Source organism: Streptomyces sp. NBC_01261 (genome assembly GCF_036226385.1).
Lineage (GTDB): Bacteria > Actinomycetota > Actinomycetes > Streptomycetales > Streptomycetaceae > Streptomyces.
This window is the reverse complement of the sequence record NZ_CP108463.1, coordinates 3,268,705-3,283,286: the sequence shown is the minus strand read 5'-3', so window position 1 is coordinate 3,283,286 and position 14,582 is coordinate 3,268,705. Positions and strand designations below refer to the sequence as shown.

The window sequence follows — 14,582 nt, the reverse complement described above, 5'->3', positions numbered from 1 at the left end:
ACGGGGTCGGCGAACCCGGCACGGTCGAGCCCGTCACCTTCGCGGTGGACGTCCCGGACGGCCTCCAGTTCCTCATGACCCAGGGTCAACTCGACCGCGACGCACGGTGGATGGGCTCGGTGACCGGTCTCACCCCGGCACCCGTCCAGGGCCAGGCCCCGCTGCCGGCGGCGTACGTACGCAATCGGCAACTGGGCCTTGGCGGCGTCCTCTCGGTCACCGAGTTCCAGCGGCCCCCCGCCCCGGCACCGGTCGCCGGCCAGATCCAGTTGGCGCCGGTCACCCCGAGGGAGCGGCGCGGCCAGGTCAGGCGCGAGCTGATGGCGCTGGTCGAGGCCGAGGCACCCGGATCGTTCACCCCCGGGCACTCCGGTTACCAGCAGGGTGTGCACAGCCGGATCGCCCAGCTCACCTCGACCGCCGGACTCCGCTCGCTGCCCGGGCGCGGCCCGGACGGCACTCCGCGCCGGGCCACCACCCGCTTCCACTTCCGCCACCACGGTTTCGGCGGTGAGCGGTTGGTCGAGGTCACCCTGACGGCGAGGCCTCGACCGACCCAGAACCTGGCCAACGTGCTGGGTTCCTCGACCCCGGGCTCGGGTCTCGAACAGTGGCAGTCGCACACCTCGGCGGGCCGTACGACCACCCGTGCCTCGGTCCGGCAGACGCAGCTCCCGGTCACCCTGGCCACGCGTTATCCCCGCCCGAACCAGGGCCCGGACCCGGCCAGGACGGACCGTTCGGCGCCGGTGTTCACCCCGCAGGCGGCCTCCAGCATCTCGGCCCGGCGGGCCACCACGGCCGACAACCGGTTCTGGCTGCGTACCGACAACGGGGCTGATTTCGACGGCCTGTTGTACGACTACGACCTGTCGGTTCGTTCCGCTCTGGTGACGGACTGGCCGCCGAACGTCATCGGCGGTCTCATCCAGAACGGTGTCATCGCGTGGGCGGACGCGGACGGTGACGTACGCCAGTGGATAGACGAGTTGATGGCGCGGGGCAACCCGCGCACCAGCTCCGTCCCGGTCAGTCTGGCTTTGCGGTTCACCGGCACCGAGACCAACGCACCCGTACCGCTGCCCACGGTGACCGCCCCGTCCGTGGTCTCCGGCGCCGACCCGCGCAACAGGGTGCTGCCGGGCACACCTCCGACCCCGTATCTCGCCGACGCGCAGATGTTCCACCCGGTAGGGCCGACCCCGGCGTTCCACTTCGACGGCTGGGCGCACTTGGAGACGGCGCTCAACGACGTTGCCCCGCGCGGCGGTCGAGGCTGGCACGCTCAGATCACGTCCGTCTCGGTGGAGGGACAGGCGGTCCGGCTGGGCCAGTTGATCCAGGCCGGGCGGGTCTCCCTCGACCGGCCTCGGATGGCGGCGGACCTCACTCGCAGGATGCCCGGCACCACACCTTTCGAGGGAGCGCCGGATCAGCCTCCCTCGATCGCGGTCACGCTCTACAACCCGCGCCGCTCCACCCATGCCGACGACGTCACCCTCGACCAGCTCCACAACACCACCGACACGGTGAGCACCGCGGCCGGTGCCGACCACTCCCTCGCGACCTCGTTCACGGAACTTCTCAGTGGCGACGACGACAATCACGAGATCGCCGGGATCAGCGTCCCGCTCGCCCAGCGGCAGACCCAGCCCTCCACCTTCGGCGGCACCACCACCGGCAGCCGCCGCGACTGGCTCAAGTCCGGCAGCACCGCCGCGCCCGCCAACGGGGCGCGTGGGACACGGAGTTACGTCGTCGACGCCGACGCCCATCTGCTGGTCGAGGGACCTGAAGGCACCCGTCACGTCACCGGTACGGTCACTCTCCGCATCGAGGAGCGTGACCTGCTCGGTCATGGTCTGCTGACTCCGGGCGAGTCCCCGCCGAACGTCCATGACCTGCCCGCGCTCGTCCCCGACTGGGCCACGGCCGAGCCGCACACCCTGCCCGAGCGCCTCAACTCGGCGATCCCCGCAGGCAGTCACGGTGTTCAGTTCTGGGTGGCTCTCGGTGCGGACCCGCAGGGTGAACACCTGGGCCAGGCCCTCTACATGGCCTCGCGTACGGCCGTGCTCGGGAATCGCCCGCTGGAGTTGATGACCCGTGACCCGCAGGGCATTCGCCGCTGGGAGTTCAATCCCGACGGTGCCCTCGTCACCGCCGACCCCGACCTGTCCACCGCGTGGAACGCCTTCGACGCCCAGGCCGAACTCCTGCACACCGCCACCGACACTCTCGCCGACACCCCGCGGCAGCTGAACCTCCGTTTCGCTGCCCGTCGGGAGGCCAACGGGGTGTACACGGCAGCCGTAGAAGCCCATGGGGAGGCGCGGCTCGCGGTCACGCAGGCAAGGACCGCCCACGAGGAGGCGGTGGAGACGGCCACCGAGTCCGCCGAGGCCGCGCGTGAGGCCGAGGCGTTGGTCGCCCGGCTGAAGCGGGACTTCGCGGAGGCCCAAAGGACCGCCGCCACCTTGCCGTCGGTCATCGAGCGGCACGAGCGGGACGAGACCAAGGGTCGCCACGATCTTCAGACGGCGTTGGCCGCGCTGACGCGGGCCGAGAACACGGTGCGCGAAGAGCGTGCCGCCGCGGCACGGGCCGCCGCTCAACAGGCAGGGCGGAACGGGCAGTTGAGCGCTACCCCCGCTCCCGTACCGGCCCCCGTCGCGCCCGGTGCCCCGCGCTCCCACACCCCCGCGGCCGATGTCGCCGGCGACCCGCGTGTCCAGGCCGCGGTGCCGGCGATCACCGCCGCCGACAACGCGATCCAGCAGGCCACCACCGCGCTCACCACCGCGCGGCCGGCGCTGGCTCGGGCGGAGCACATCGTCAACGTCGGCCCGGCCCGCATCAGCCAGGAGGAGGGCAACCACGAGGACGCCGTGGAGGAGGCGCGAGAGGACGCGGAGGCCGTGGCTCTTCGGGCCGGCGACCTGCGGGTCGCCACGAAGAACGAGACCGTCGCCCAGGGTCGGATGACCGCGGCCCGGACCGAGGTCGCCAACCGCGACGCGGAGATCGTCGCCGTCGTCGCCGCGCAGGTACAGGCCGCGGCCGACCAGACGTCGGCGACCGCCGCGTTGCCGGGTCTGTCCAGCGACCTCCAGGACAACGCCCCGACGCCCGAACAATCCCTGCGGACCACCTTCGCCACCACCCCGCCCCGCTGGCCCACCCCCGACGGCCCGGCCGCCCCGCTACCGGCCGGCGGCCAGACCCACACCCCGCCGCCCGGGACCACCACCGGCACCACGGGGACGAACCCCACGACGACCACGACGAAGCCGGCGAAACAGCAGCCGAAGAAGACCGGGCCGGCCAAGTCCGGTACGAGCGACGGCAAGACCGACAAGGGCAAGAAGCCGGTCACCGGCAAGAGCACGAGCGTCGACAAGGGCAAGGGCGTCGACAAGGGCAAGGCCAAGGCCAAGTCCCTGCTCGTGCAGTCGCCCCCGCCGCCCGGCACGACCCCGGCTGCTCCGCTGTCCCCGTACGTCGACTCCACGGGCAACGCCGTCCCGACCCCCGGTGACGGCAACTGCCTCCTGTACGCCGTCATCGGCAGCGCGCCGAACCTGGTCCGCACCCGCCTCCAGCAGGCCGCCGCCACCGGCACCGGCCCGGCCCTCGCCCCGGCCACCGCCGCCTGGCTCACCCGGCCCAACGACGTACGGCAGACCCTCACGACACTGACGGGGAACCCGCAGACCACCCACCAGGGATCAGGTCATCTGCGGGCCGCGCGGCGGGGGTTGCAGATCTTGGTGCTGGCCCGGCTGGCGGCGGCGGGCGACGGCAGCCGACCGCTCCCGCCGCAGGTGCTCGGCCAGCTCCGGGGCGTCCTCGCCGGTGAGTTCGCGACTCGGGTGGAGAGTGCGCCCATCGTCGACGTCGACGCCCAACTGGCCGAGTACGGCATCCAGGGCGTGACGCACGCCGAGGACCTGGACCCGGTCGACCTCCAGACCCGCTATCTGCAGGCCGTCTCGGCACCCGGCGCACCGCCCGCGTTGACCGGTCCCGCGCCCAGCAACCGCCGGATGTTCGCTTACCTCCGTGCGGCGAACGCGCTGCCGACGCTCACCACCATGACGCCCGACGAGCGCCGGTCGCTGCTGATCGCCGGCTACCACCGCAGCACCGCCCCACTCACCGAGTACGAGGCGGACGCGCTCGACGACGCGGTGCGCGACTGGTCGGACACGTGGGCCAATCCGGTCGGCGACGCCTTCCTGCCGCTGCTCGCCGACACCCTCGACGTCCCGATCCACGTCTTCCAGCCGGTGATCAACACGCCCACCGGTCCCCAGGGCATCGTGCTGCGGTACGGCCCGACGACCACCAACACCCCTGCGCTGGAGGTCCATTACACGGGCCTGAACCACTACAGCGCGAGTGACGCGAACACCGGCACCAACCCGACGACCGCCAACCCGGCGAACATCACCCCGTCGAACGCGCCCCGGGGTCCTGAGGACGCCAACAGCGTTCAGCCGGACGGGCGTTACCGTCCGGTGCCCACCCGCAGCAGCGACGAGGGCCGGCCCGCGTCCCGTGTCGCCGACCCGGCGCCGAAGGACACCTGGTTCGGCCTGCGCCCGTATGCCCGTCCCGCCGTGCACTCGACCGAGCGGTTCGATCCGCACGCGGACCAGTCCAACTCGCCCCGCCCAGGCACGCTCAGCGGTGCGACGACTCTCATCCGTACGCAAGTCCGTCGTATCCAAGCCCCCAACGGCCAATGGATACGGGACTACACGCTCAACCTCCCGGTCAACGCCACGGACCCGGCACTCACCACCCAACTCAACGAGCGCATCTCGGGCCTGCTGGACGTGCACCTCAACTCCGGCCTGGCACTGCCCAGTTCACGCGACCAGCTTCAGATCAACCTGAACCTGATCAGCGACCCCACGCACCCGGAGTCGATCACTCTCACCAACTCTGAGAAGCCGGGCCGCGCCGACCAACTCCACCTCGACGCCAACCACTCCGACGAGGATCTCCTCCACGAGGTCCTGCACTACCTCGGTCTGCCGGACGAACAGCGCGACAACGACTTCCTGTTGCGCAACCACCTGAACAGCACCACCGTCCGGACCACCGGCGTCATGGCCACCACCCAGACCCCCGTCCACATACCGCACCGCTACCTCCGCACCATCGAGAACGTCACCGCGGCCGGACCCCAACTCCACGACTACACAGGCCAGGACGAGACCACCCCCGCCCAGGACCCCGACACCACCCCCATCCCCACCGACACCCCCCTCACCTGGCCCGCCTCCCACGCACCGACCGCACAGCCGCCCGCGCAGGTCCAACTCCCGTCCACCTACGTGACCTCATACGGTGCGCTTCCCGACGGGACCGTCGGGCTGGTGTACGCGGAGCCGTTCTCCGACGAGGTGATCGCGGGGCTGCACGGGCAGGTCTACGAGGCGCTCGGGCTGGATGCCGACAACCCGCCCGAGTCGGTGCGTGAGCAGGTGCGGGGCGAGTTGAGCCGGGAGAGCCTGGCGCTCCAACTGCCGTATCTGCGCTCGAACGGCGGTCTCCGCATCACCGTCCGGGTCGGTGGCCGCGATCGCACGGTCGATGTCCAGCTGACGCTTTCCGATGCTCGCGCCTCGTTGCGGCAGGGGCGTTTCGATCCGCGTGACGCGGACAAGCACGTCGAGCGGCGCGGGTTCGGCACGCGGGAGAACTTCTCCAGTCAGCCTTCGAGTACGTACCGGACGTTCCAGGTGCCGTGGACCGGATCGTGGCCGATCACCGCGCCGACGCCGGTGCGGGCGGTGGACGGATCGCTGACGGCGGCGATCACACACAACCAGGCCAGCGACGCGACCACCGTCACGCAAGCCGTCCAGACCACCTCCTCCCAGCGCTCCAACGAGCCCTCGGATCCTGTGGAGTTCACCACCCGGTGGCGGGTACGTGTCGACGCGCCCGCCGTCACCGCGCCCGTCACCGCACCCACCACCGCGCCTACGGCCACCCCGGCACCGGACGGGTGGGGCACGGCGGAGTCCCACGGCCCCACCACGATCTGGTTCCCCCGGCACCTCACCACCCCCGATCCGGCGCCGGGTTCGCTGCCCGCGCCCGCCGCGATGGCCGATCTCCCGCTCTATGGGGTCGACTCGGTGATCGACCCCCGGGCTCTGTACGAGCACGTCCACCAGGCGTTCCACGCCGATCTGGACGACACCGCGGCCGGGCAGGTGTCGGACTTCCTCTCGGAACAGGTGCTGCGGGGCACGCTGCCCATGCAGGTGGACGGCGGGATCTACTCCCCGGTGATCACCGACGCCGACGGCAACGCGGTCGGCATGCTGCACCTGGTCACCACGCCCGCCGTCGGCACGCCGTTGCGGCAGAGCACCCCCGGCCAGATCAACCTCGAAAGCCACCTGGTCAACACCGCGAAGGTGGACCTCTCTTCGCGGTACACGAGCGGTATCGGGGTCAGCGGGAGTGCCGCCGCCGCTCTCACTGGTGACCACAGCCAAGGCCATCCGGACGCCTCCAGCACCATCGGCGGCAGCCTCGGCCTGCGCGGACAGACCCAGGCGACCGTCACCAACACGTACAGCGCGAGCAGTTCCGCGGGCACGATGCACGCCATCCGCACCAACCGCGGCCACCTCCTCACCCCCTCCGGTGTCACCTACCAGGTCACCCTGATCCGGCCCGACGGCACCGAGACGGCGGCGCCTGCGCTCACCCAGACACACGGCATGGATCTACGGGTCCTCAGCAAGACGGACGCCACCGGGCACCCGCCGACCGCCGCCGAGACGCGCGAACTCCCGGATTCCCTTGAGCGGTTGGACGGCATCGGGCTGAGTGCCGCCCCCCTCGACGTCACCGGCACGGACGGCCTGTTCGACGAGGCCGAGGCGTGGCTGCGCCGCGAGGGTTTCCTGCCTCCCAGCCCAACAGCCCCGCCGACCACGGGAGTTGGCGCGCGGCTGAAGCAGGCGGTGCGCAACCACGAGCCCGAGCACCAGATCCGGCTGCACGCCCAGCTCAACAACCTGCGCCGACTGCGCGAGGCCCGCTCCCGCACCGGGCTGCGCGCCGCGACCGACGCGATGGTCGACGGCGGACACTCCCTGCACTTCGAGGTGCCGAACAGCACCGACACCGGCGTCCGCCGCGTCCGGCTGCTCCTCTCCGCCGACCGGGACGCCGGGCAGGCCAGCACCCATCACCTGGTCCTGCCGGGCATCCAGGTCATGGGGCTGGCCCAGATGGCGGGCAGCGACGCCGAGCAGCGCGGTGAGTCGTACGGTGGCGCGGTCGGGCCGATGGCCAGCGTCAGCGGGCCGCTGGGGAGTTGGGGGTCCATCGGGTTCGGGGCCGACTATCAGTACGGCCACCAGGTCACCCACGGCGACACCGTGGGCGGGGCGACCTCGCACGACCAGTTCTACATCGGCACCGGTCAGGACAGTCACGAGTTCAGGGTGCCGGTGCGGTTGGCCCTGGACCTGTACGCGGACGACGGCGACCAGCCGAGTGAGCGGTTCGGGCGAAACGTGAACCAGGCCCTCGCCCCGGCCCCGGCCGCCGCCCCGGCTCCAACTGTCCCCGGTGCGCCGCCTGTTGCCCCCGCGCCGCCCGCCCCACCGTCGACGACGGTCACCGGTTCACTGCGGCTGGCCGTACCGCACGGTCGTACGCACGCGCCCCCGGCGACCCCCGCGCCGCCCGCCGCACGTGCCGACGGGGCGCCGCGCCGACCCAGCGCGGTCGACAGGGCGCGGCTCGACGCGACCGATGCCACCGGCACCCCGCGCCCGGAACTGGTGCGGATACCGGACGACGCCCTGATCGACACCGTGCGCGGCTCCGCCGCCATCGAGTCCGTCTTCCAGCGGGCCGCCACGGTCATCCGCAACCAGGCGCAGGCGGCGACGCCCACCACCCCGGCCACCGGCCCGATTCTCCCGGTCACCGCCCCCGCGACCACCGGTACGGCCCCGGCGACCACCGGTGCAGCCCCGGGTGCTGCCCCCGCGCCCGCCCGCGACGGCATTTCTCCCCTCGCCGGGCACGGGCTCACGGACAGCAGGACGCGTGCCGCCGAGACCCGGCACGCGGCCATCACGCCGGGCAGCCTCGTCGCCCATGGCCACGAACTGTTCAAGAACTCCTACGTAGTTGAGGGCCTGAGCCTCCCGGGAACGGTCGCCGACGGGCAGTACTCGCTGGAGATCCAAGCCGTCGCGAACCGGCCCCGCCTGCTCGACACCACCCGGCAGTACCTGGAGACGGGCGTCTCGGCCACCGACAACGCGCAGCAGCTCAAGTCCCTAGGAAAGTCACACCAGTTCGGTGGCAGCGGGGTGGTGACCCAGAACCCGCCCGCCAAGTCGGCGGGGCAGGGCAACACCGGTCCGGAGTCGGACGGTTCGGTCTCCACCAGCCAGACCAGCGGCAAGTCGTACAAGGGCCTCTTCAACCCCTCGGCACGGCTCGGCCATGTCGCCCGCACCGACACCGCGGACACGCTCTCCGCCAGTACGGGCGTCAACCGCACCCCCACCGAGAGCGGTGACCTGCACCGGGTGGTCGCCGACGTCACCTACATCGTCACGGTCCGCGCGGGCTCCCGCACCCTGCTCAACGGGGTCGGCGAACCCGGCACGGTCGAGCCCGTCACCTTCGCGGTGGACGTCCCGGACGGCCTCCAGTTCCTCATGACCCAGGGCCAACTCGCCCGCGACGCACGGTGGATGGGCTCTGTGCAGGGGCTCACTCCGGCGCCCGCCCCGGCGTTGACGGCGGCCCTCCCGGCGCCGTACACCCGCAATCGGGAACTGGGCCTCGGCGGCGTCCTGTCGGTCATCGAGTACGACCGGCCCGTCGCCGCCCCCGTCCCCACGACCGGGCCCGCCGCCGGGCAGATCCCGCTGGCGCCGGTCAATCCGAGGGAGCGGCGCGGGCTGATCGGGCGCGAGCTGCTGGCGCTGGTGGAGGCCGAGGCACCCGGAGCGGTCACGCCGGGGCACTCCGGTTACCAGCAGGGTGTGCACAGCCGGATCGCGCAGCTCACCTCGTCCGCCGGACTGCGCTCGCTGCCCGGGCGCGGTCCGGACGGTACTCCGCGCCGGGCCACCACCCGCTTCCACTTCCGCCACCACGGCCACGGCGGTGAGCGGTTGGTCGAGGTCACGCTCACGGCACGGCCCCGGCGGACCCAGAACCTGGCCGGCATCCGGGGTTCCTCAACGCCCGGCTCGGGCCTCGAACAGTGGCAGTCGCACACCTCGGCGGGCCGTACGACCACCCGTGCCTCGGTCCGGCAGACGCAGCTCCCGGTCACCCTGGCCACGCGTTATCCCCGTCCGAACCAGGGCCCGGACCCGGCCAGGACCGATCGCGCGGCGCCCGTGTTCACCCCGCAGGCGGCCACCAGCATCTCCGCCCGGCGGGCCACCACCGCCGACAACCGCTTCTGGCTGCGCACCGACAACGGCGCCGACTTCGACGGCCTGCAGTACGACTACGAGTTGTCCGTCCGCTCCGCGCTGGTCACCGACTGGCCGCCGAACGTCATCGGCGGTCTCATCCAGAACGGTGTCATCGCCTGGTCCGACGCGGACGGCGACGTACGCCGCTGGATAGACGAACTGATGGTCCGGGGCAACCCGCGCACCAGCACTGTCCCGGTCCGGTTGACGCTGCGGTTCACCGGCACCGAGACCGCCCTGCCCGGCGTCGGCGGCCCGGTTCCGGTGAACGCCCCGTCCGTCGTCTCCGGCGCCGACCCGCGCAACACCGTGCGTCCGGCCGGTCCCGCCGCCGGGCCGTATCTCGCCGACGCGCAGATGTTCCACCCGGTGGGGCCGACCCCGGCGTTCCACTTCGACGGCTGGGCGCACTTGGAGACGGCGCTCAACGACGTTGCCCCGCGCGGCGGTCGAGGCTGGCATTCACAGTTCACGTCCGTCTCGGTGGAGGGACAGGCGGTCCGGCTGGGCCAGTTGATCCAGGCCGGACGGGTCTCCCTCGACCGCCCCCGGCTGGCCGCCGACCTCACCCGCAAGATGCCCGGCACCGCGCCCTTCGAAGGGGCACCCGACCAGGCCCCGTCGATCGCAGTCACGCTCTACAATCCGCGCCGCTCCACCCATGCCGACGACGTCACCCTCGACCAGCTCCACAACACCACCGACACGGTGAGCACCGCGGCCGGTGCCGACCACTCCCTCGCGACCTCGTTCACGCAGCTCCTGAGCGGTGACGACGACAATCACGAGATCGCCGGGATCAGCGTCCCGCTCGCCCAGCGGCAGACCCAGCCCTCCACCTTCGGCGGCACCACCACCGGCAGCCGCCGTGACTGGCTCAAGTCCGGCAGCACGTCGGCGCCCGCCAACGGGGCGCGTGGGACCCGGAGTTACGTCGTCGACGCCGACGCCCACCTGCTCGTGGAGGGCCCCGAAGGCACCCGTCACGTCACCGGTACGGTCACCCTCCGCATCGAGGAGCGTGACCTCCTCGGCCACGGACTCCTCACCCCGACCGAGACCCCGCCGAACCTGCACGACCTGCCCGCGCTCGTCCCTGACTGGGCAACAGCGGAGCCGCACACCCTGCCGGAACGCCTCAACTCGGCGATCCCCGCAGGCAGTCACGCTGTTCAGGTCTGGGTGGCTCTCGGCGCCGACCCGCAGGGCGAACACCTCGGCCAGGCCCTCTACGCCGCGTCCCGCACCGCCGTGCTCGGAAACCGCCCGCTGGAGTTGATGACCCGTGACCCGCAGGGCATCCGCCGCTGGGAGTTCAATCCCGACGGTGCCCTCGTCACCGCCGACCCCGACCTGTCCACCGCGTGGAACGCCTTCGACGCCCAGGCTGAACTCCTGCACACCGCCACCGACACCCTTGCCGACACCCCGCAGCGGCTGAACCTCCTCACCGGCGCCCTCCAGCAGGCCAACCGGGCGCACACAGCCGCCGTAGCAGCCCATGGGAAGGCGCGGGTCGCGGTCAAGAACGCGACCGACGCCCACGCGGAGGCGCAGCAGGAGGCGGCCGAGTCCGCCGAGGCCGCGCGTGAGGCCGAGGCGTTGGTCGCCCGGCTGAAGCGGGATCTCGCGGAGGCCCAAAGGACCGCCGCCACCTTGCCGTCGGTCATCGAGCGGCACGAGCGGGACGAGACCAAGGGTCGCCACGATCTTCAGACGGCGTTGGCCGCGCTGACGCGGGCCGAGAACACGGTGCGCGAAGAGCGTGCCGCCGCGGCACGGGCCGTCGCTCAACAGGCCACGAAGAACGGGCAGTTGAGCGCTACCCCCGCTCCCGTACCGGCTCCCGTCGCGCCCGGTGCCCCGCGCTCCCACACTCCTGCGGCCGATGTCGCCGGCGACCCGCGTGTCCAGGCGGCGGTGCCGGCGATCACCGCCGCCGACAACGCGATCCAGCAGGCCACCACCGCGCTCACCACTGCCCGGCCGGTACTGGCGAGGGCGGAGCACATCGTCAACGTCGGCCCGGCCCGCATCAGCCAGGAGGAGGGCAACCACGAGGACGCCGTGGAGGAGGCGCAGGAGGCAGCGGCGGCCGAGGTCGACGCAGCCGGCAGACTGCGGGTCGCCCAGCGGAACGAGAACGCGGCCCAGGGTCGGGTGACCGCGGCCGAGACCGAAGTCGCCCGCCGCAACGGGCTGGTCGCCGCCGCCGTCACCGCGCAGTTGCAGGCCGCGGCGGATCAGATGTCGGCGACCGCCGCGTTGCCGGGTCTGTCCAGCGACGTCCAGGACAACGCCCCGACGCCCGAACAATCCCTGCGGACCACCTTCGCCACCACCCCGCCCCGTTGGCCCGCCCCCGACGGCCGCGCCGCGCCCCTTCCGGCAGGCGGCCAGACCCACACCCCGGCGTCCGCGACCACCACCGGTACCACCAACGCGGGGACCACGACCACGACGAAACCGCGGCCGAAGAAGAGCGGGCCGCCCAAGTCCGGTACGAGCAACGCCCAGACGGGCAGGACGGACAACACGGGTAAGGCGGGCAAGGACAAGAAGTCGGCCGCCGACAAGAACACGAGCAAGAGCGCCAGCACCGGCAAGACCACGGGCACGAGCACGAGCACGGACACAGGCAAGAAGACAGGCCTCGACAAGGGCAAGGACACCGGCAAGAGCACAGGCCTCGACAAGGGCAAGGCCAAGGCCACGACCTCGCCGCCCGGCACGACCACCGCTCCCGCGACCCCCCTGACCCCCTATGTCGACCCCACGGGCAACGCCGTCCAGACCCCCGGCGACGGCAACTGCCTCCTCTACGCCGTCATCGGCAGCGCACCCCACCTGGTCCGCACCCGGCTCCAACAGGCCGCCGCCACCGGCACCGGCCCGGCCCTCGCCCCGGCCACCGCGGCCTGGCTCGCCCGGCCCGACGAAGTACAACGTGCCCTCACGACGATGGCGCAGAACCCGCAGGCCAACGACCGGGGATCCAATCAACTGCGGGCCGCACGGCAGGAGTTGCAGAACCTGGTGCTGGCCCGGCTGGCGGCAGCGCGGAACGGCGGCCGACCCCTCCCGCCGCAGGTCCTCGGCCAGCTCCGCGGCGTCCTCGTCACCCCCTTCACCGCGGCGGTCCAGAACATGCCCGCCGCTCAGATCGGCAACGAACTGGCCCGCTACGGCATCCAGGGCGTGACGCACGCCGAGGACCTGGACCCGGTCGACCTCCAGACCCGCTATCTGCAGGCCGTCTCGGCACCGGGCGCACCGCCCGCGTTGACCGGTCCCGCGCCCAGCAACCGCCGGATGTTCGCCTATCTCCGTGCGGTGAACGGCCTGCCGACCCTCGCCACCATGACCACGGACGAGCGCCGGTCGCTGCTGATCGCCGGTTACCACCGCAGCACCGCCGCACTCAGCCCGGACGAGGCGAACATGCTCGGCAGCGCGGTGGGCGACTGGTCGAACGCGTGGGCCGACCCGATCGGCGACACCTTCCTGCCGCTGCTCGCCGACACCCTCGACGCCCCGATCCACGTCTTCCAGCCGACCTCCGACCCGCTCGCCGGCGCCACCGCGACCGGCGGCCCCCGCGGCATCGTCCTGCGCTACGGTCCGACCACCAACACCCCTGCGCTGGAGGTCCATTACACGGGCCTGAACCACTACAGCGCGAGCGCCGCGAACGCGAGCATCACCACGTCCCAGGCGCCTCGGGGTCCTGGGGACGCCAACAGCGTTCTGCCGGACGGGCGTTACCGTCCCGCGCCGATCCGTGACGCCGACGAGGACCGGCCCGCGTCCCGTGTCGCCGACCCGGCGCCGAAGGACACCTGGCACGGTCTGCGTCCGTATGCCCGTCCCGCCGTGCACTCGACCGAGCGGTTCGATCCGCACGCGGACCAGAGCAACCCGCCCCGGCCTGGCGCTCTCAGCGGTGCTACGACGCTCGTCCGTACCACCATCCGTCGTATCCAGGCCCCCAACGGCCAGTGGATACGGGACTACACGCTCAACCTCCCGGTCACCGCGACGGACCCGGCCCTCACCACCCGGCTTCAGAACCGCATCACCCGTCTTCTGGACACACACCTCAACTCCGGTCTCGCGCTGCCCAGTTCAGGCGATCAGCTCCAGATCAACCTCAACCTGATCGCCGACCCGGCCCACCCCGAGGCGATCACCCTCACCGACACCGAGAAGCCGGGCCGCGCCGACCAACTCCACCTGGACCTGGGCCATTCCGACGAGGCTCTGCTGCACGAGGTCCTGCACTACCTCGGTCTGCCGGACGAACAGCGCGACAACGACTTCCTGTTGCGCAACCACCCGAACAGCACCACCGTCCGGACCACCGGCGTCATGGCCACCACCCAGACCGCTGTCCACATCCCGCACCGCTACCTCCGCACCATCGAGAACGTCACCTCCGCAGGGCCCCAACTCCACGACCACGCAGGCCAGGACGAGACCACCCCCGCCCAGGACCCCGACACCACGCCCATCCCCACCGACACCCCCCTCACCTGGCCCACCTCCCACGCACCGCTAGCGGCGCCCCCTTCGACGTACGTCCGCGACTACGGCCTTCACCAGGACGGCAACGTAGACCTGGTCCGTCGGCGCGGTGAAGACTCCGACGCGGCCCCCGCGTGGTCCCGCGCCCGGGACCCGCACAGCGCGCTGCTCGCCTGGGTCCAGGCCGATGTGGCGGCTCACGGTGCGCCGGACGACCCGGGGTTCCCGGCCCCGGCCACGGAGGTGTCGACCGACGCGTTGGCTCATATCGGCGCCCTCACCGAGGAGTTGCGGGCTCAGGCGATCCTCCAGAACGGCATGGTGACCGTCGCGGAGGCCGGACTGGACGACTCCGCCCGCCTCGCCCTGGTGCTGGCCCGCCCCGACGCCCCCTCCTACGTGGCCACGCTGGCGGCACTGGTCGTACGGGACACCGGGCACCCGGTCCAGGTGATCAGTCCCAGCGACCGCGCCCAACGGTTCGGCCCGGCCGACGGCACACCGCTGACCTTGTACTTTGACGGCAACCGGTTCTCGATCAACCCGCCCGCCCCGGACGACGACTGA

The 14,582-nt window shown here is 72.1% G+C and carries 1 protein-coding gene (running past one end of the window); it reads left to right on the top strand.

Going from position 1 to position 14,582, the window contains the following annotated elements:
- Positions 1 to 14,582: the 3' end of a hypothetical protein gene (locus OG226_RS14135; RefSeq protein WP_329349146.1), read on the top strand. It extends 15,214 nt beyond the left edge of the window; 14,582 of the gene's 29,796 nt are visible here — the last part of the coding sequence; its start codon lies beyond the left edge, outside the window; it ends in the stop codon at positions 14,580 to 14,582.